The sequence below is a fragment of the Paraflavitalea sp. genome (genome assembly GCF_059502485.1).
Genome location: NZ_JCACET010000010.1, coordinates 1,067,942 through 1,087,455 on the forward strand (window position 1 = coordinate 1,067,942; position 19,514 = coordinate 1,087,455).

At 48.0% G+C, this 19,514-nt stretch carries 14 protein-coding genes; 7 read left to right on the forward strand and 7 right to left on the reverse strand.

Annotation, left to right across the window (positions count from 1 at the left end; genetic code table 11):
- Window positions 1-304 precede the first annotated feature (304 nt).
- Window positions 305-2,236 (reverse strand): TonB-dependent receptor plug domain-containing protein, encoded by a 1,932-nt coding sequence (locus tag AC5JBY_RS21560; RefSeq protein ID WP_495906725.1) that lies wholly within the window; start codon window positions 2,234-2,236, stop codon window positions 305-307.
- A gap of 488 nt (window positions 2,237-2,724) precedes the next feature.
- On the opposite strand from AC5JBY_RS21560, the gene AC5JBY_RS21565 reads away from it, so the two are divergent.
- The 7 genes from AC5JBY_RS21565 (at window position 2,725) to AC5JBY_RS21595 (ending at window position 10,312) form a co-directional block, all read left to right on the forward strand.
- Window positions 2,725-3,666: a serine hydrolase domain-containing protein gene (locus tag AC5JBY_RS21565; protein WP_495906726.1), complete on the forward strand. Its 942-nt coding sequence runs from the start codon at window positions 2,725-2,727 to the stop codon at window positions 3,664-3,666.
- A 679-nt stretch (window positions 3,667-4,345) separates the two neighbouring features.
- Window positions 4,346-5,035 carry a BclA C-terminal domain-containing protein gene (locus AC5JBY_RS21570; protein WP_495906727.1) on the forward strand — a complete coding sequence of 230 codons (690 nt, stop codon included), beginning with the start codon at window positions 4,346-4,348 and terminating at the stop codon, window positions 5,033-5,035.
- 42 nt (window positions 5,036-5,077) lie between these two features.
- Window positions 5,078-6,031 (forward strand): T9SS type A sorting domain-containing protein, encoded by a 954-nt coding sequence (locus tag AC5JBY_RS21575; RefSeq protein ID WP_495906728.1) that lies wholly within the window; start codon window positions 5,078-5,080, stop codon window positions 6,029-6,031.
- Window positions 6,032-6,265: 234 nt separating this feature from the next.
- Window positions 6,266-6,847 (forward strand): RNA polymerase sigma-70 factor, encoded by a 582-nt coding sequence (locus tag AC5JBY_RS21580; protein WP_495906729.1) that lies wholly within the window; start codon window positions 6,266-6,268, stop codon window positions 6,845-6,847.
- Between the two features lie 21 nt (window positions 6,848-6,868).
- Window positions 6,869-7,873 carry a FecR family protein gene (locus tag AC5JBY_RS21585; protein ID WP_495906730.1) on the forward strand — a complete coding sequence of 335 codons (1,005 nt, stop codon included), beginning with the start codon at window positions 6,869-6,871 and terminating at the stop codon, window positions 7,871-7,873.
- Between the two features lie 25 nt (window positions 7,874-7,898).
- Entirely contained in the window at window positions 7,899-9,146 is a 1,248-nt protein-coding gene (locus AC5JBY_RS21590) for a hypothetical protein (protein ID WP_495906731.1), read from the forward strand.
- A 77-nt stretch (window positions 9,147-9,223) separates the two neighbouring features.
- Window positions 9,224-10,312 (forward strand): DUF695 domain-containing protein, encoded by a 1,089-nt coding sequence (locus AC5JBY_RS21595; RefSeq protein WP_495906732.1) that lies wholly within the window; start codon window positions 9,224-9,226, stop codon window positions 10,310-10,312.
- Window positions 10,313-10,332: 20 nt separating this feature from the next.
- On the opposite strand, the gene AC5JBY_RS21600 is transcribed toward AC5JBY_RS21595, so the two are convergent.
- The 6 genes from AC5JBY_RS21600 to AC5JBY_RS21625 all read right to left on the reverse strand — a co-directional run bounded on the left by AC5JBY_RS21600 (window position 10,333) and on the right by AC5JBY_RS21625 (window position 19,476).
- Complete coding sequence (locus AC5JBY_RS21600) at window positions 10,333-11,487, reverse strand: glycoside hydrolase family 76 protein (protein ID WP_495906733.1); 1,155 nt, start codon at window positions 11,485-11,487, stop codon at window positions 10,333-10,335.
- Between the two features lie 20 nt (window positions 11,488-11,507).
- On the reverse strand, window positions 11,508-12,644 hold the full coding sequence (locus tag AC5JBY_RS21605) for a SusE domain-containing protein (protein ID WP_495906734.1): 1,137 nt from the start codon (window positions 12,642-12,644) through the stop codon (window positions 11,508-11,510).
- A 29-nt stretch (window positions 12,645-12,673) separates the two neighbouring features.
- Window positions 12,674-14,302 carry a RagB/SusD family nutrient uptake outer membrane protein gene (locus tag AC5JBY_RS21610; RefSeq protein ID WP_495906735.1) on the reverse strand — a complete coding sequence of 543 codons (1,629 nt, stop codon included), beginning with the start codon at window positions 14,300-14,302 and terminating at the stop codon, window positions 12,674-12,676.
- Window positions 14,303-14,312: 10 nt separating this feature from the next.
- Window positions 14,313-17,669 (reverse strand): TonB-dependent receptor, encoded by a 3,357-nt coding sequence (locus AC5JBY_RS21615; RefSeq protein WP_495906736.1) that lies wholly within the window; start codon window positions 17,667-17,669, stop codon window positions 14,313-14,315.
- A gap of 37 nt (window positions 17,670-17,706) precedes the next feature.
- Window positions 17,707-18,714, reverse strand: a complete 1,008-nt coding sequence (locus AC5JBY_RS21620; protein ID WP_495906737.1) for a FecR family protein — start codon at window positions 18,712-18,714, stop codon at window positions 17,707-17,709.
- A 138-nt stretch (window positions 18,715-18,852) separates the two neighbouring features.
- Entirely contained in the window at window positions 18,853-19,476 is a 624-nt protein-coding gene (locus AC5JBY_RS21625) for an RNA polymerase sigma-70 factor (protein ID WP_495906738.1), read from the reverse strand.
- Between the last annotated feature and the right edge of the window lie 38 nt (window positions 19,477-19,514).

Below are 19,514 nucleotides of genomic sequence, written 5' to 3' on the forward strand. Positions count from 1 at the left end.
CGCAAGCAGATTTCTCACTCCGCCACTACAACCTATTTTTTGTAGTGCTGGATGGCTACGTTCGAAATGACAGAAGGTGGGTGTATTTATTCAATGTTCAACGCCCGACAATAGAAGAATCACTACTAAATTGATAAACAAGTTGATGCAGATCAAAAGAATAAGAAATATTATAAAAAAGGTGGGCTATTCTTTAGTACGAAACGTAAGTTTTATTGTTATAATAAAAAGGATAAGGTTTAATGGTTAACGAATTTGATTAGTGAAGCCCCGCATTTCTATGCGGGGCTCATTTTTTATATCCTTATAAATTCACTTTGATACCTCCATTTACAACAAAGCCATCCAAGGGTGCATAGATATCCCTAAACGCAGGATTATCGATGGTGCCACTATAAATAGGTCCCCAACGGGTTTGCCGGGTATTGCTGAAGTTCTCGAAATTGATGAACAGGGAGAAATGTTCCCATAGTTTTTCTGCCATTAATCCCGTGATCCAATATGATTTTCCGAAGCTGCCATCGCTCAATTGCTGGCGGCTATAATAATAGGCTTCGAGACCTATTTTCCATTTTTCTTCTACTTCATACATCAACACATTGTTCAACCTGTGGCGCGCCGTGAGCGGCAACCATTGTTTGGCATTGAAGTGAGTGTTGGCATCGGTATAGGTATATCCAATAAACAGCTTGAAATCTTCCCAGGTAACGCGCAGGTTTGTCTCCATGCCTTTGGTATCGACATACCCATCAGAATTTACAAATGTTCCATTTCCTGTTCCTGTACCTTCTAAAACTAACGGCCTGTTGAGGCGTGTATAGAAGAACAGGTGGTTGAGGGTGAAGCCTACTTCTCCGATATGGGTTCGGTAGTTGATGTCCCAGTTGCCACCCACGGAACGCTCGTTGCGGGTGTTGTTGATATCGATGGGCAGGATGTGCTGGAACTGCCTGCGCTCTGCATCTTCTGTAAAGATTGTAGGCGACTTATAACCAAATCCGCCACCCAGGCGGGTCGTGAATGCAGGGCTGATCTTCCACATTGCCGAAACTCTTGGCAGTAGTTCAAAGCCATATTCGTTTACGTGATCTCCACGCAGCCCTGTTTCCAGTGTAAACTGTTCGCTCACTGTCCAGGTATTTTGGATAAACACACCAAAGGTATTATAGTGATAATCGCGTGCAGGATCGGCAGATCGTCGTTTCTCTTCCAGATCATCTGTCAGAAAATTGGCGCCGATCACCCAATCTGCTTTTTCTCTTTTGTTCATCCAGGTGAGCTCGGTAAAAGATGATTGCTGTAAGGCATCGAAGGTATACGATGGTATGGCAATGTTGCGATCGAAGCGGGTATAGCTGCTTTTTAGTTGCAGCGTGCTGTGCTCCGATAGCTGGTGGGCAATGCCGAACTGGGTGGTGACCCTATCGGTATTGTTCTGCTCATAGTAACCTGTACCGCCGTTCTTAATGTAATTGACGTTGCCTCCTACCCTGTCCTCTGTAATATAGCTAACGCCAATATCGGCGCTCGTTTTTTTGCCATATAAGAACAGGCGCGGGTTGATGGTATAGCGTTCAAATTTGGGAATGGCTGTGAGGCCAATATCAGCGGGATCAAAGGGTCCGTTGCTGTTGCGGGAGCCGAATACCGTAAGGCCCAGTTTGCCATACCGCTCGCTGTAAAAACCGCTGAGGTCAAGTCCTTTTCCCGAAGTACCGTTGGCCATGAAATTAAGGGCGCGTTCTTCGCCGGGTGTTCTGGACACCAGGTTGACGAGCCCTGCAATGGCACCACCTCCATATAAAGTAGAAGCAGATCCTTTGATCACTTCCACCTGTTTCAGGTCGAGGGGAGCAATCTGCAAAAGGGACAGTCCTCCCGAAAAACCGGCGTACAAGGGATAGCCATCACGCAGCAGCTGCGTGTACCTGCCGTCGAGCCCTTGTATGCGTATGCCCGCATTAAAGGAAGTGGCGGAGGTTTGTTGTGTCTGAATGCCTGTGCTTTCATTCAACAGCATCCTGATATCGCCGGGTTTCATGTTGCCTTTTTCTTGCAGTTCTTCGCCGGAGATCACTTCCGTACGCGTTGGGAGATTGGCAATGGTGCGGCTGGTGCGGGTTGCTGTTACTATTACTTGTTCTAATGAATCGTGTTCGTGTTTCTCTTCCTGTTCTTGTGCCTGTGCAGCCAATGAGGTCATGCACAGGAGTATGCCTGTAAATATTGATCGCATCGTGTGCCGATGATTAAGTAAATAAATAAAAACTGTAATCCGTAGGTAAGATCAACTCATTTTCGGAGGCTGGAAAAACGAGGGATGAAATGTAGCCAATGGTGTAAGTTCCCATGAAACGTGGTGCCTGTTATTAATTACCGGAGGGTTCAATAAGACCTCCGTAACATGAATGATGACAGAAGGTGCGCAGGTGCTGCAGGCAAACAAGGGCGAGCAACTGCCTTTGTCGTCATGTTCTTCCTCATGTCCCGCTTCTGTAGCGGAGACTTCATCAGCACATCCATCTGCGCAGCAGGGCACAAATGTTCCTGTAGCAGTAATGAATAACAATATTATGACGAACCATTTTTTCAAGGGGTTAAAGGTAATTAAATATTCAATTAGCCCTCAGGCTGTTTGTATACCGGAATTTATGCCTCTGTTGCAATCCTGCCGTTAGTTGTGTATCATTGTGTATAACCCTTATTTCCAGCGCTGACCCAACCATGAAAAGCATATTGATTATCATTACAACCACTTTGCTGACACTGACAGCGAATAACCTACGGGCTCAATCAAAAGCGATCGAGGTCGTGGACAGCTTGCTTACCTCAAAAAGCAACCATGAACTTTTTACCGGCGCTGTCCTCATTGCCGACAGTAACGGCGTCCTTCTTTCGAAAGCCTACAATTATGCCGACCGGGAAAAGAAAATAAAGAATACTACGGATACCCGGTTCTACATGAGCCGTGCCGTTTATGGGTTTGTGGGCACGGCGATCATTCGCCTGGCGCAAGAGGGTAAACTGAAATTTACGGATACACTTAGTCAATACTTCAAAGGCATGCCCGCCGGTGATAAGATAACGTTGCACCATATGCTTACGCACTCGTCGGGTCTTCCTCACCGGGATATGCTCAAAAGAGAAGCACAGGGTATTCGCACATTCACTGATTACGTTCCTTATTTCAGAGGCGACACGTCGTATTTTAAGCCTGGTAGTACAGCCGAAATATCATCAGGCAATATCGTTTTGCTGGCAGCAATCGTGGAGAAGGTAACCGGCATGAGTTTCCAGGCGTATTTTAAAAAGACCTTCCTCATACCACTGGGGATGAAGAATACTGTTTTTGCTGGCGCCGATGCTGCCGCTTTTGCACCGCCGCAATTTGCCAAGCCTTATGCCAAATCCGATTATGGCCTCATTCACAAAGCGCTGACCATGCAAAAGGTCGATACTGATCTTTTATCGATGTGGACCAGTACTAACGATCTATATAAATTCGACAGCGCTGTTTTCTTCTGTAAAATGCTTGAGGAAGGTTTTGTAAAGAACATGATCAAAGGATATACAACAGGGCCATTGGTGGAGGGTGCTTTCTCCTATATCTGGCATAAAACGCATACCTGGTACTATACTCCCAAAGGCCGCTCTTCGACCGTGTAGGTCAATGGGGTGTTGGCAATGGCTGGTCGGTGTATCATCATTATTACCCCTCTCAAAAATACATTATCGTATTGACTACCAATTGCGACTACGTGAGTGCAGATCTGCTGAACAGAGAAATTGAAGCGTTATTTTTCCGGCACCGATAGAGCCTATTCTGGCTGCAAAGCAGCGCACATACCCGTATCAGATCAATACGCTAACTAACACACGAAAAACTATACCCGAAAACGATCACCCTTGTTATGCCCTGGCATTTATTTTGTAAGAATACTTCCACAGTAGCTGATTAAAATATTTTCAAGCGTCAATATTGCGAGCAAAAAGTGTATATTTATGGCGCGTTATGCTCCCATCTGATTAGTAAGTCTTGTTTCGTTCAACGTTAGCATCTCCACTGAAACAAGCATGTTCACAACCGCATCCTTTTATGTTCATGATTAGTTAGCCCAACCACACAGTGCTCCACAGTTCAACAGTCTACGTGTGCTATACCACAGGTCTGTAAACTCCGGATGTCCCGTGCGGTTTACTATGGCATTACTTACAGGCACTATCAAGTGCAGGGTATGTTATTGCCCTTATGAATTACACTTCTTTAATGCTGATTAGTTGTTGCATGAATTCATTATTCATGTAGTGGAATCACTTTGTATTTTTTAACACACATATATACACTATGAAAAGTAAGCTTACTATCCTTACAGTTTTATTCCTGGCCGCTACACCATTTGTACAAGCCCAGGTAGGCATTGGAACCACTACGCCCGCTGCCAGTTCAGCCCTCGATGTTACATCCACAACGAGGGGCGTATTGATCCCGCGTATGTCTTCTGCCCAAAGAACAGCTATTGCTGCGCCGGCAGAAGGCCTGATGGTATACCAGCTTAATGCACCGGTTGGCTTATGGATGTTTATTTCGGGCGCGTGGAGGCATATGAGCAGCTCCATTGAAGGTTCTACATACGGACCTAATACCGGATTTGCAGCCAATACAACAGGCCAAACATTAATTTTCGTGCTGGGCAGTGTCACAGTACCCTTCCCGAGCGCACAAAATCTCGGTGACAGTATTACTGTGAACGGCGCCAATACTGTATTTACAGTAGTTACTCCAGGCCGGTACAGGATATCTTACGGCATCAATACAACGGCGGCAGCGGTCGTAACTTCACAGGTCCTCGTCAATGGTGTTGCCAACCCGGGCCTTACTTTTACTCCGATACTTTCTGTTAGCCGGTATGCAGCCGAAGCTATTGTAACATTACCAGCCAATGCAACCATTAGTGTTACACTAACGGGTGTATTAGGCTCTATTATTTTGACCGGTGGCCAAGGTGCCGGGTTGACCATTCAAAGGGTTCAATAATTTGTTGTGCACACACTATTATTTCACCCTAAAATTGAAACAATGCGAAGTTTTTTATACGCTATAAGTTGTTTGTTGTTTTTCTCGCCGGGGTTTAGCCAGGTGGGGGCAGGCACGTTGTTCCTGCAGAACGGTGTGATATTCACCATGGACAGCCTGGTGCTAATCCCCAGCTCCAACACCAACATCACTGGTAATGTACTTGACAAGGATTACGTTTCTGTTCCGGGCTGGCCTGCCGGCTCGAAAAGCATTCAGCGAAAATACCTGCTGAATCTTCCTATTAATTACACTGGCGAAGTGGGCATTTTTTACAGCGATGCCGAATTAGCGGGTAATCCGGAAGGCTCATTACAGATCGCTTTTCGTAATGGCACCACCTGGACTACCACTGCTACCAGTACCGTGAACCCGGCCACCAACTATGTTAGTTTCCAGGCTACCGGTGTCACGTTCGACCAGGTAACCGCGACTACTGCCGGCATTACCTTGCCCATTACCTACAACAGTTTCTCAGCTTCTCTTAAAGACCAATATGTGCAGCTGAACTGGCAGATGGGCGAGGTGGATGATCTTGATAAATTCGAGATCGAGTATAGCCATGATGGCCGCAGTTGGAGCACTGCCGGCACTATCGCCGATCCCACAGGTACGATGGATTTCAGTTTCCGGCACAATGACTTAAATTTTACCAGCCGCCATTACCGGATCGTCAGTCTTGATTACAATGGCAATCGCGTTTACTCGCGCATCGTCACGGTATTCAATGGCAGCGCCGGTTCAAGTATGCGCGTGGTAAGGAGTGGCAGCAGTACGATGCTGTACTTCAATGGTCCAGCACCATCTACCGTACAGGTATATGATATGAAGGGGCAGTTGTTGCTTTCCCGCAATGTGAAACAGCAGCAAACTGAACTTACAGGGCTTATTCCCGGCACTTATGTGATTCACTATGTGGTGGAAGGACAGAGAATCAGCCGGAAAGTGCAGTTGTAGTGGAGCGTTCTGAGTCGGGAGTTCAGGACCTCTGAATATACCCCGGCTTTAGATTGTGGAGTTTTTGACACGGACTTGTTGCTTCATTATAACGGTTATCTGTAAAAATGGGGTGTATCGAAAGATGCACCCCATTTTATTTATATTTAGTGGCTGGCCAGACCGGCTGATATCTTTTAAAAAACGAATGAGGGGGGGTATAAGGGCTTTTTGCCGCTGGTGTGTCTAAGGTGTATGATACTGATATTGCCAGGCCAGCCATTAACCAATAGCGTTCATCACAAACAGGTATATATACCGGTGGAAAACCTCTACAAGCAATGCTTTCATGAGTACTTCGGGAAGTTGTTTGGTTACGCTTTTACCATTGTAAAGGACAATGCCGAGGCCAAGGATATTGTACAGTCGGCTTTCGTTAAATTATGGGAAAAGCGGGGCGAGATCAACTTTCCGGGAGCTGCACGCGCCTATTTGTATACTACCGTTTATCATCTCGCCTTAAATACTGTCAGGGACCGCAAGATCAGGGAGCGTCATCATCCGGATATGGCTCCTGCTGCTCATGTCGACAGTATCGATACTGCCCAGGAAAAAGAGATCAAAGCAAGGATCCAGCATGCTATTGATGCGCTGCCTCCGCGGTGCAGGGAAGTATTTTGCAAAAGCCGCCTGGAAGGCAAGAAGTACAGCACGATTGCTGCGGAGATGAATATTTCTGTAAAAACGGTAGAGGTACAAATGGGCAAAGCACTAAAGTTATTGCGCGAGCAACTGGCTGGCCTGGCTTCTATCTGCATCATCTTCCTATTTCTATAACCCCGGAATAAAATGTATGCTATGAATACAGCCAACCAACCTGATATGACGGAGCTGATCAGTAAATACCTGGCCGGGGAAGCTACTCCCACGGAGGCCATGCAGCTGGACGACTGGCTGACCGATGCAGGTAATGCTGCGGAGTTTCAGCGTATTGCTGCGCTCTGGCACCAATTGTCTGGCGAGACAACTCCTCAGCCGCCTGCTTCGCCGCAGGCCTGGAGTGAACTGGAACCGCTGCTGCACAACAAACCTCAGCGAGGTATCGTACGTTTCTTCTTTAACCGGTATGTGGCAGCGGCTGTTGCCGGCTTGCTTATCATTCTGTCTGTCGTCTGGTTCAATCGTAGCAGTAAAGGGTCCCAAGCGAATGATCCTGCTGCGTATGTGATGCAAACCGCTACGCAGGAAATAAAAAGCACTACGCTTCCCGATAGCACTTTCATCACGGTAAACCAACATAGCCAGGTGGCTTATGCTGCCGACTTTGGCAAACCTGATCGTCAACTCAGCTTACAGGGTGAATGTTATTTCGATGTGACGCCCGACAAGCAGCATCCATTTATCATCCAGGTCGCCGACCTGACGATCAAAGTGGTGGGCACTTCGTTCAATGTGCAGGAAATTACGACTTCCGGCCATGTAGCAGTGCAGGTGCAGTCGGGCGTAGTGCAATTGTATGCTTTGGGCAAAATGGTGACCGTTCAAAAAGGGCAATCCGGTTTTTATCATAAGGCGCTTCAGCAGTTGTATGTGGTGGATTCCATCGATATCAACAGCTTTGGGTATGCCACCAGGTCTTTTTCGTTCAATGATATTGCTTTTGCCGATGCGTGCCGGTACCTGGAGCAGGCTTTTCATGTATCCTTTGTGATGGACAAGCAGGTATTCGCCGGTTGTCGCCTTACCGCACAGTTCGACAACAAACCTCTACCCTACATTCTCGACGTGATCAATGCCACACTCAATATCAGCAGCCACCAGAAAGGAGACTCTGTCTTCATTACAGGTAACGGCTGCCATTAATAGCCATCAAAAACAATTTATTCTTATGCGCTCTTTCATTTTTATAGCCATGTTGGTGTATTGCTCTGTGCCTGTAGCTGCACAGGTTAGCAATGCCACTTTCGAAAAAAAGATCGTGCTCTCCTCTGCTTCTATCCGTATCGATTCTTTGCTGAAAGTTTTTTCCCGGCAAACGGGGGTAGCATTTTCTTTCAATCCAACTAAGGTAAAGCCATCAAAAACACTGGCCGTTTCCCGACAGTCGCAAACTCTGTCGCAGTGGTTAACGACCTTGCAGCAACAGGTCGGCATTCAACACAAGGTGGTAGGCAGTCATATCATTTTGTTTGATAATGGGCCTGCCCTCTTTCCTGCGGACAGTAAACGCGACAACAAATCTTCAACATCGTCTTCGAGGCAAACTGTTGCCAACACTCCTGCTGTGCAGCAAAAGACTGTCATTGTCATCGACAGCAGCCGTATGGCTTCTCCGGACAGATCAACATCCAGCCCATCTACTGAGCGTAAGATCGTGGATACTGTTCCAGCACAGACGCCGGTGAACCAGGCCGCAGCCAGCAAGGCAACAACTCCGGCCAGCCCGGCTACTCCCGCTTCTCAAGTGCGTGATACAGTTAGCAAAGTAGCGCCCAAGCCAACCAAGCCAGCCAAACCTGCTACGCAGCCGACAGCTTCCCGCGCAACCGACCAGTCGCAGCCTGCCGATGATGATGAATGGGCAGATGAAGCGATCCAGCTTATAGGAGGGTTTGCTCATCATAGCAGTGGAGACTTTGGAGGCCTGTTATTCGGTGCTTCGTATACCCGCTATTTAGGTCATCGTTTCTCCCTGGATCTTAATCTGCGTGGTTCAATCCATGACAATGAAATGTATTTTTCTTATCCGCATCCTACCATACCAGGTGAAACGGTAGGGAGCTCTATGCGCAGCACTACCGCCGGTGTACAACTGGGTGTAGATGCCCAATTAAGCCTGATCAGGAGCAGGCACCATGAAGTGAGGATCAGTCTGGGTGGATTTGGCAGGTATCAATCGTCCTCTGTCGATGGTTATAGCGTTTATCCTCCTATAACTTCTGGTATACCGGAAGTGGTGTACAGTATGTACAACTGGAATAAGCAGCATACTATTGCGGCAGGAGCATTGGTGCAGCTCCAGTACAATTTTACCTTCTCCAATAAATTGTTACTCGGCATCAAAGCAGGCTTACAGACAGATACGGAAGGTGATCTTATTTCGCAGGTGGGCTTATCAGTGGGGAAGCGGTTCTGAGTTTACATACAGTTCATACGGCAAGAACCGGATTTACATAAAAAACTGTACTTTCCCGAACTAAATTATACCTCTTTATGGGTTTTCTCAAAAAGCTGTTCGGGCCGAAGGAAAAAGCGGTTATTACTGATCATAATAGTTTCTGGCATTGGTTTCGAGCGCATGAAAAGCGGTTCCATGAGGTGATGATGGCCAATGATGACGTGGACAACAACTTTCTGGAAAAGCTGATGCCTGCGCTACAACAATTGAATACCCAGTTTTATTGCCTTGCAGGCCAGGAAGATGCAAACACTATTGAGCTCATCATTACAGCCGAAGGTGATATCAAATCGTTTGTATTTGTGGAAGAGTTGGTAGCAGCCGCTCCTGCTCTCCCTGGCTGGAAGTTTACTGCATTAAAACCTGCATTTGGTACAGACAAATGGAGTGTCAACATGAATGGGTACAAATTTAACCACGAAACCATCGGGTTTTACAGTAATACTGACGAAAATTACCCGGATGAGATCGAGATAACACTGGTGCATACTGATTTCAGTGAATCCAATGAAAAAGCTATTGCCAATGGCACACTCATCTATCTTGATAATACGTTGGGTGAGCTCAACGCAGCAACCCTGCTTGACGCTGTACAAGTAACCGGCTCTTGCCCATCTAATAAGGAACTGATTCCGATAAGTAAGCTGAAATCTTTTTTGGAATGGCGTGAAAAAGAGTTTGTAGAGAAATATAAGGGCAGGAGGTATAATACGGAAAACGATACTTATGGAGCTTTGGAAGCGCAGGATGCTAAAGGCCTTCCCCTCGTGGCCATCATCAACCGGGAGATATTGGGATGGGATGCCACCGCTTCACATCCCTGGATGATGGTGATTGAAATAAGCTACAGAAGTGCTAATAATGGCATGCCAGATAGTGATACGTATGCGCTCATGAGTGAATTCGAGCACGCGTTGACCCCACAACTGCCTGATGCAAATGGCTACTTAAACCTGGGACGGCAAACTTATAACAACACCCGTACTATTTACTTTGCCTGCCATGAGTTTAGGCATGCTTCGAAAACGGTGGCGGCAGCGATACTGAACTACAACGGCAGGTTATCTATCTCTTACGATATTTATAAAGACAAATACTGGAAGACGATGAACCGCTTCCGTTAAATGGTAAAATAACCTGTTCCTTAGAACAGGTTATTTTTTTTCAATAAGGCTGCGGCCTCTATCAGCATAGCTCCGCTCACCTGGATCGTCATTTCAGTTTCGGTGCCGGGCTTGTTTTTCCAATAGCTTCCAAACAATACTACCGGCTTACGCGTGCCCACATACCACAACAACTCGAAGTTGTTTTTGAGGTAGGCTATGTAGCGCTTCTTATAAGCTTCCGACAGATCGGGATGCAATATCAGGTTGGTAAAGTAGCGCACAAAGATGCCTTTGAACAGTCCGCCATCGCCACCTCCTTCATCACGCAGCAGGCGATCGGCCGCATTGGTGAGGGTGTTATCAGATAAGGTAAAGTTGGCTGCTTTCATGGCATCGTTGAGGTAGACGGGATCTTTTGTAATGTTGTAGAGTTCCAACGCTGCGCCGATAAAAGTTCCCTGGTTGTAGGTAAACTTCCAGGTACTGCGCAGGCCGTCACCATTGGCATTGATTCCATCATACACCCATCCTGTGCCAGCCTCATACAAACTGTCTTTTATCCAGGTATATATCTTTTGGGCCCATTGCAGGTCATCGGCTTGTTTAAATTCCTGGTATAAGCGGGCAGCCAGGATACAAGCCGGCGCATTGGCAGGCGTGTTCTTATAGGCTGGCATGGCTTTGCGCCAGGCAATGCCGCCGCCCATATTGGTGTTCCAGCCGGTCTTGATGTCTGCCCATACCTGATCGACACCGGTTTTGAATTTGGCATCGTTGGTTGCTTTCCAGGCACGCAGCATGGCCAGCCCATTCCATTCCATATCATCATAGAACTCATTGAGGAAAGTGTTGTTGTTCTTTTGCTTCACGCCCACCATCCAATCGTCCATCGTAGTACGGTATTTAGTATCATTCGTGCGAACGTAGGCATCCACCAGCACATCCAACGCGTGGGCCTGGGGCCAGTAATGAAATTCTATATTGCCGTTGCTGGTACGGTTGAAGTATTTGCCAGATGGATTCCAGAAGTTGAGTAGCAGAGAGCTGCTGCTGCTGTCGGCAGCGGCACTCCAGTTTACCTCGTACCGGTCGATCCCGCTCTGATCACCTCCTATCACCACATCTTCATAGTTTTTTGCACAGCCCGGCAGTAGCCATAGTACTGCACAAGCCCATATTATCAATCGCTTCATGCTTGTTGGTTTAGTGTTCGTTATTTAATCACCACCTGGTGTGTGTAGGAGCCGCCAGTGGTGAAGTTGACGATGATGTCACAGTTCTTATTGTCTGCTTCGGTCTGGAACTTATAGCAGTAGTTCCACTGATCGTTGTTGGCTATTTTATTCAGGAACCAATAGGAAGCCGGCGAGCCGCTGGTGGGGCGTTGGTTATCCGCATTGCTGCTGCCCATCCATTCAAAGCTGTCGGCGGTTCCATCATTTACTTTTAAGCGGAACTTGTAGCGCTCATCCCTACCCCAGCTTTCCTGCCTGAAGACGATCGACTGGTTCTCTGCTTTCCATATTCCGTTGGCCGTGTAGTTGAGGTTGAACCAGATCGTGTTGTTGGGTGCAAACCACAAACCTATTTCTTTCACCTCTGTCATCGTTACGGATGCATTGTTGAAATCGAGGTTGATGCGGTATACTTTGGTGGCGCCGGCAACAGTGGTAGTGCCACCTTCTTTCAGGTCGCCGCCACTGATGGAATAGGTAGTTGGCGTACCCGTGTTGCGGTCAGCAAAGTTGTAGGTACCGGCTTTCAGGGAAGTGTATATCTCAAATATGCCGTTGGCGACCTGTTTCAACTTAGCAGCACTGGCCAGCGTGGCGCCAGCTTCAGTAGCCGTTCCCGTTAGGAAAACATCGGCGGGCAAAGTGGCAAAACCTGCAGGGCGTTGTAATTCGATCGTACGTGTTACTGCTGCCTTTACTTCATTGATACCTTTGGAAGAGTATACTGTCCATTTCAGCTTACCCGTGCCCAGTGATGGAATGCCCGCGAGGCTCGCTACACTGTTCAGCGTTTTGTGGGTTACTGTAGCTCTGTTGTATACTCCACCGTTGTCGCTTACCATTTTGTATACCGGTTTGCTGAAATCGCCGCCTTCTTTATCGAAGGCTATTTCATACATCACCAGCCCTCCGTCTTCTGCCTTGGCCTGCTCCCATTCAAATACCACACTGGCAGAGGTGGCAGGTTGCAGTTTTACAAAACGGTTGTCTTCGGGTGTGAAGATGTTCTTCACGGCTGTTACGGCCGTATGATCGAGGTTCTTGTCTTTTTCACAACCCATGAAGGCCAGCAGCGCCAGGCTCAGGGTCATATATTGTAGCATGATCTTTTTCATATTGAAAGCATTTTAGTGTTCGTGATAGTTTACCAGCTATTGTTTTGGCTGAGGTTTTTATTGAGGTTGCGTTCATCGCGCGGTACTGCCCACAGGTAATGTTTGGCAGGATCAAAGCTGCGCTGGTTGACGCGAATATAACCGTTGTCGATACTGGGCTCACCATATTTGGCGCCGTGTACCCATCCATTCAATACTGTTTCGGCTGTTTTCCAGCGGCGGATATCGAAGATGCGCAAACCTTCAAGGGCGAGTTCGGTGCGGCGCTCGCGGCGAATAATCGCGGTGCGTTGGTCGGCCGTCCAGGCTGCATTGAAGTTCAGCGCGTCGGCTTCTGTGAAGCCAGCCCGTACGCGTAATGCGCGGACCGTTTGGTTCCATACATCGGTCGTCAGTTGGTTCAATGCATTCTTTGCTTCTGCATACATCAGCAGGATGTCTGCATAGCGTATCAACATCAGGTTAAGGCCTGAGTTGAAGTTATTGATCGATGTAGGGTCGTAGTATTTGCGTATGTAATAGCCCGTGGGCGAGCTTACGCTGCCAGGCACATACTCATCGAGTTTTGTGCTGGCCGGATCACTACCCGGTTTGATATAAATGGTCTGGATGCTATTGTCCGGCTTTTTCCATTTGTAGTTGTGGCACACGATGGAATACGTGAGGCGTGGATCGCGGTTGTTATAAGGATTGCTCTCATCATAACCGGAAGCTGCTTCTTTGACTCCCTTACCATTCAGCATGATGTAATCATCTACCAGCTCCTGCGTAGGCGCCATTGAATTGAGGCGGGCACCAACAGCCAGCGGGGCCAGGTCGAAGAACACATTGTAGGTGCGTGACTCAGGTACAAACTGCAGATCGAAGACCACTTCGTTGTTGTATTCATTCTGCGGCAGGAACAATCCTTCATAGCTGTTGAAGAGGCTATAGGTGCCCACTGTATTGCCGGTAATGAATGGCTCAGCTGTGTTGATCACCTCCTGCCAGCGGCCTTCGTACAGCAAGGCGCGCGCTTTAAGCGCCAGTGCAGCACCCTTGGTGATGCGTCCACGATCGCCTGCGGCATATTGTGTATTGACAGGTAATGTGGTGGATGCCTCATCCAGTTCTTTCAATACAAAATCTACCACCTGCTGGCGTGTTGTACGGGTAATGGTTTGTGATTCGGTGACGGATATATCCTTATCGAATAAAGGCACGTCACCATACCAGGTATACAACTGGAAGTACTGGTAAGCTCTTATTACCCTTGCTTCCGACTTCATCCTGTTCTTCAGGGCTTCGTCGAAGGCTGGTACCCTGTCGATATTTTCCAATAAGATGTTGCAGGTTTTGATGCATTGGTAGCGGCCGTTCCATTCGTCTTTGAAGCGTGGCAGGGAAGCATCGGCCAACCCGGAAGCGATGGACGTTACACCTTGCTGATCGCCACGGCCACTGTAGGCATTGTCCGACAAGCCTTCGTTGTAAAAGAAGGTGGCGGCGCCAAACATTTGTCCGTACGCTGTATTGAGCACTGTGGACGCTTTTTCGGTCGAGGTCCAGTAGGTGGCATCCGTGAAGCGGTCGGTAGGTACCAGGTCCAGCTTCTTACAGGATGCGATCACCAATAGCAACAGCAGCGCAAGTCCGTTAAGTTTTATTATCTGTTTCATATAGCCATCGTTATTTAAATGTGATATCTAAACCAATTCCATAGAATATAGGTGTGGGATAGTTGCGGCCGCTGTTGGCACCGCTGTTCGCCATATTGCTGCTGAACTCCGATATTTCGGGATCAACAAACTTTACACCGGCTACCGTGAGCAGGTTCTGTCCCACCAAGAAGAAGCGTGCTTTTTGCATGCCCGCTTTTTGTATCCACTGCGTAGGTAATGAATAACCGATCTGCAGGTTCTTCAGACGTGCATAGGCTGCATCAAACAAATACAGATCAGACCCACGGCGGAAGTTGTTGGTATTGGAAGGACTGTTCACTGCTGCCAGCCGGGGGAACTTCGCATTGGGGTTGATAGGTGTCCAGTAATCAAGCTGGTGTTGGTACATTACCTGTCCGTAGTTGTAGTGGAAAGGTTCTATCAACTCGCCACGCAGGAACATATCGCGTTTGCCTACGCCTTGTATAAAGATGGATACATCCAGCTGTTTCCAGCTCACTGCATAGTTGAACCCGAACGTGTAGCGGGGAAATGGATGGCCCAGTACAAACTTATCGCGGTCGTCGATGATGTTGTCCTTATTGCGGTCTACATACCGGATATCGCCGGGGCTTACCGTGATGCCTGTTGGCGTTGGCCCATTCTCGATGTCATCGAGGTTTTGGAAATAGCCATCGCGTTTGAGGCCGATGTAGGAGTTGAAGGGTAATCCTTCTTTCAGGATCACCTGCATTTCATCGGCGCCGGTAATGCGTTCGTTACCCTGGAAGGATACGACTTCGTTGCGGCTGTCGGCAATGTTGAATCCAAACGTATGGTTGAAGTTTCTGCCAGGCAGGCGATAATTCACGCTTAGCTCCCACCCTTTGTTGCGCACTTTACCGGCGTTATAGGTTGACACTGCTCCTCCATACAAACCCGGAATGGCAGGCGGTATGAGGATATCACTGGTAAGCTTGTTGAAGTAATCGAAAGATACCTGCAGTTTATCTTCCAGGAAGGTAGCGTCTACACCGGCATTGAATGTAGCTGCTTTTTCCCAGCGCAGGTCGGGATTGGCAAAGGTGAAGCCAGTGCCTGATACCGGTTGATTATTGAACCCGTAGGCATTGTTGAAGTTGAAATAGGTGGTCTGAAACTGATAGTTGCCTACGCTCTGATTGCCCAATACACCATAAGAGCCACGCAGCTTCAGTGAACCAATATTATCCCGGTAGCTTTGGAGGAACTCCTCTTCCGTCATGCGCCAGGAGGCCGCCACTGAAGGGAAGAAACCCCAACGCAGGTCTTTCCTGAACTTGGAGGAACCGTCATAGCGGAAGTTGAACTCAACAAAGTATTTGTCGTTGTAGGAATAGCCTGCACGGCCAAATACAGAGTTGAGGCTGCTTTCGGCTGTACCGCGGTTCGTGTTGAAGGACGCTGCCGGATCAATAACGGTACCTGTAGTGGGTGTTCCCAACTCGTTGTCGTTGTACTTGGTGTATAAGGCGTTTTCCTTATTGGACACTGTTTCATTGGAATAACCTACCAGTGCATTAACGTGATGATCTCCAAATCCCTTTTGGTATTCCAATATGGCTTGTGTGTTGAGGAAAAGATTTTTTGCACTACGGTCATTCGTATTCCGGTCTGCGCCATAGATACCTTTGGGAAAGAAATTCACCTGCTTTACGCGCTCATACATGTGGAAGGCAGACAGGTTGCCACCAGCCACGCCTTTCAGCTTCAGCCCATCAATAATATTCAGCTCTGCTGTGATGTTACCGAATATATGATCGTCATCACGTGTGCGGTATCCACCCTGCTCCAGAATGCCGAGGGGATTAAACTCTGCCAGCACATCATTGGTGAGGTAGCGCCCCTGCTCGTCTTTCATGTCATAATAGGTGGGCGTTCTGCCTGCATCTACGATAAGGGTTGATGTACCAAATGAATGTTCTTTGATATCCTGGCGTGAATAAGCCAATACACCTGTCACTTTCAGTTTGCCTACTTCTGTTGTGAGGTTAAGCCGCGCGTTGTAACGCTTCAGGCCATAGCCTGGTCCTACGAGGTTGCTTTCCTGGTCGATATATCCCAATGACAAGAGGTACGTAGTTTTATCATTGCCGCCCGACACGCTGAGGTTATGGTTTTGCTGCAATGCGTCCTGCAGGATGCCATCGAGGAACCACTCTTTACTGCCTTCGTCTTTATAAGCACGTATCTGCTCCGGTGTGTACATGGGCTGCAATCCTGCATTCACCAATGCTTCATTGCGCAGCAGGGCATTTTCAAAGCTCTCTACCGGTTTATAGAATATTTTGGGTTGCTGTATACCCACCATCCCATTATAAGTAACGATTGCACGGGTATTCTTCTTTCCTTTCTTGGTGGTAACCAGTATGACGCCGTTGGCGCTTCGTGAGCCATAGATAGCAGCACTACCCGCATCTTTCAATACGGAGATATTGTCGATATCTGAAGGATTCAACTGGTTGAGGTCGCCACCAGCAATGCCATCGATCACTACCAGCGGGGTATTGTCATTGAGCGAGCTTACACCACGGATATTTACATTGATGGGTGCGCCAGGCTCGGAATTACGCTGTTGGATAATAAGGTTAGGCGCAGCACCCTGCAAGGATTGTGTGAGGTTAACGCTTGGCTTTCCTTCCAATGCAGCAGAGCGTATCTGGTCTACTGCACCTGTGAGGCTAATGCGGCGCTGGGTACCATAACCCACCACCACTACTTCTCCGAGGCTGGCTTCGATCGGCTTGAGGCTTACCTGCAGGTTCGATCCTGTAATTGCAATCTCTGTGCGCTCATAGCCTACATAGCTGATGACCAATGTGCCTTTTGCCTCCGGGAGCTTCAGAGAGAAGCTACCATCGTCGCGGGTAGTAGTAACTATGCTGCTGCCTTTGAGCTGCACCGTGGCCCCGGCAACAGGCACTTGTTTTTCATCCAGCACTTTACCGGTGATCTCCACCTCGGGCGCCAGCGATACTGTTGCCTCTGCAATAGCTGTAAAGCGCTCCCGCTTCTCCGGCTTCAGTAATATATTCTTACCTACCTGCTCAAAGTTGATACGCAGGGGCGCAAATATTTTTTGCAGGGCCTGGTCGAAATCCGTTTCGCGGATGCGCAGGGAGAGTTTTTGGGAAAGATCCAGCTCATCGTTGGAGTAGACAAACAATGATCCTGTTTGTTTTTCCAACTGGCCAATGACCCATTTGAGGTCTTTGTCTTTGCAGACCACACTTACTTTTTGCTTTTGCTCTTTCCAGGCAGGTGGTGTGTCCCGCGTTCCGGCATACAGGCTCATGGTGGCCATGATGCATAGGGCAACAACAGCGGGTAGCAGTCGTAGTTTCATACGCAAACGTTTAGTTATAGTGATTCAATCGTCAATTTCATCTCCCAATAACAATGAGGGAGTCGGATACCGTATAGGTAAATGCTTTGGTTTTACTGAGGTAATTCAATATTTCTGCCGGTGTACGGTTGGCAAACTTGCCGGTATAGCGGTATGTTCTCAACCGCTGATCGCGGAACTGTACTGTTTTGCCATAGTAGCGTTCCAATGCCAGGGCTATGTCGCCAAGTGTAACAGCATCAAACAACAGCACGCCATCTATCCATGCTTTATCGGCCAGCGCATCGGTTTCTTTCACTTCTACATTGCCAGAGCGTGTGTTGTAGACTGATTTTTTATTAGGTGTTAAGTACACCGTATCGGGCTTGCGCGTGCCGGGTATAAATGCCACTTTACCGGTTGCTACTGAGGTAGTGATCTCCTGTTGTGTTTTATAGGCACTGATATCGAACGAGGTACCCAATACCTGCACCGCTCCTTTTTCCAACTGTACAATGAATGGCTTCTGCGGATTGCGTACTACTTCAAAGAATGCTTCTCCTTCGAGGTAGAGCTCCCGGCGGGATGTAGCGAAGTGGCGCGGGTATTTCAATTTGCTATCGGCGGCCAGCCACACTTTACTGCCGTCTGGCAACACGATAGATGACCGGATGCCTTTGGGGTTATAGGTCTCCACCCACTCTACTGCAGGCTGTTGTCGTTTATGAAAGAATAGCCAACCAGCGGTTATTACAATACCCAACACAGCTGCCGCCACCGCCATGCGTTTCCAGGAAGAGAAACGACGTACGGGTACTTCATCTATATCTTCAACAGGGACGGTTGTAGCCTGATTTATTTTTTGCCAGGTAGCCGAAAGGGCCTTTTCCACATCGGCAGTCTGGTTGACTGTCTGTTGTTGCCAGTACCGTTTGTATTGCTCATATAAGGGAAGGAACTCCGGGTGGGTGGCCAGCGTGTCTTGCAGCAGCGCTTCCTCGTGGGGCAATGCGTTGCCAGACAGCACTTTGGTGACCAATAGCAGGAAGTTGTCTTTGTCCATCATATAGCAGCCGGGGATAAAATCGTTAGCCGGTATCTATAAGGACACAATTTGGAAATGGATTACTTACAAGGGTTGAAAATATTTTTTGGGAAGGCAACAAGGCATTGAGGCACAAAGGCATCGAGAGAAAACCCAATATTATGAAAGGAAGATGCTTACCAGGGCGACCTGGAGCAGGACATCCGGCATGTCGGATTGTTGGGTATTGTTATGGTCTTCGGTCAATACTTTACGGAGTTTTTTGACGGCTCTGTATAATTGGGTCTCTACGGTGCGGGGCGATATATCGAGGATGGCGGCTACTTCCTTGTATTTAAGGCCATCTTCCCTGACCAACTTAAATACCTGCTTGCACTGCTCCGGCAGTTGCTCTACTGCCTGGTTGAGCTGGTGCTGCAATTCGCGGAAAGCCATGTCTTCTTCGGGATTGTAAGCGCTGGAAAGGATGGTAACATTGTCGGGGCTTACTGTTACATTCCACAGGGAATGGCGGCGCAGGTGATTATAGCACTGGTTCTTGACGGCTACGAAGAGAAAGACTTTCAGTTTTTCGATGAGCAGGATGTCTTCTTTTTTCTGCCACAGTTTTACAAACACATCGGAGACGATCTCTTCCGCTACAGGACGCAGCTTTACCATATCTACCGCAAAGCTGACGAGGTGCAGGTAGAAATGGCGGAACAGGTTATCGAATCCACGTTCATCTCCCCGGGCAATTTGTTGTTGCCAGGCAAGCAATATGTCTTCAGGCAGTTCAGACATTACTGTAAATATGCAAAACTTCCTGTTTCCAGCAAAAT

What these genes read in the sequence shown, in the direction of transcription:
- AC5JBY_RS21560 (WP_495906725.1), bottom strand. Translation starts at nt 2,236, where the DNA reads ATGCGATCAATATTTACAGGCATACTCCTGTGCATGACCTCATTGGCT.
- AC5JBY_RS21565 (WP_495906726.1), top strand. Translation starts at nt 2,725, where the DNA reads ATGAAAAGCATATTGATTATCATTACAACCACTTTGCTGACACTGACA.
- AC5JBY_RS21570 (WP_495906727.1), top strand. Translation starts at nt 4,346, where the DNA reads ATGAAAAGTAAGCTTACTATCCTTACAGTTTTATTCCTGGCCGCTACA.
- AC5JBY_RS21575 (WP_495906728.1), top strand. Translation starts at nt 5,078, where the DNA reads ATGCGAAGTTTTTTATACGCTATAAGTTGTTTGTTGTTTTTCTCGCCG.
- AC5JBY_RS21580 (WP_495906729.1), top strand. Translation starts at nt 6,266, where the DNA reads ATGATACTGATATTGCCAGGCCAGCCATTAACCAATAGCGTTCATCAC.
- AC5JBY_RS21585 (WP_495906730.1), top strand. Translation starts at nt 6,869, where the DNA reads ATGAATACAGCCAACCAACCTGATATGACGGAGCTGATCAGTAAATAC.
- AC5JBY_RS21590 (WP_495906731.1), top strand. Translation starts at nt 7,899, where the DNA reads ATGCGCTCTTTCATTTTTATAGCCATGTTGGTGTATTGCTCTGTGCCT.
- AC5JBY_RS21595 (WP_495906732.1), top strand. Translation starts at nt 9,224, where the DNA reads ATGGGTTTTCTCAAAAAGCTGTTCGGGCCGAAGGAAAAAGCGGTTATT.
- AC5JBY_RS21600 (WP_495906733.1), bottom strand. Translation starts at nt 11,487, where the DNA reads ATGAAGCGATTGATAATATGGGCTTGTGCAGTACTATGGCTACTGCCG.
- AC5JBY_RS21605 (WP_495906734.1), bottom strand. Translation starts at nt 12,644, where the DNA reads ATGAAAAAGATCATGCTACAATATATGACCCTGAGCCTGGCGCTGCTG.
- AC5JBY_RS21610 (WP_495906735.1), bottom strand. Translation starts at nt 14,302, where the DNA reads ATGAAACAGATAATAAAACTTAACGGACTTGCGCTGCTGTTGCTATTG.
- AC5JBY_RS21615 (WP_495906736.1), bottom strand. Translation starts at nt 17,669, where the DNA reads ATGAAACTACGACTGCTACCCGCTGTTGTTGCCCTATGCATCATGGCC.
- AC5JBY_RS21620 (WP_495906737.1), bottom strand. Translation starts at nt 18,714, where the DNA reads ATGATGGACAAAGACAACTTCCTGCTATTGGTCACCAAAGTGCTGTCT.
- AC5JBY_RS21625 (WP_495906738.1), bottom strand. Translation starts at nt 19,476, where the DNA reads ATGTCTGAACTGCCTGAAGACATATTGCTTGCCTGGCAACAACAAATT.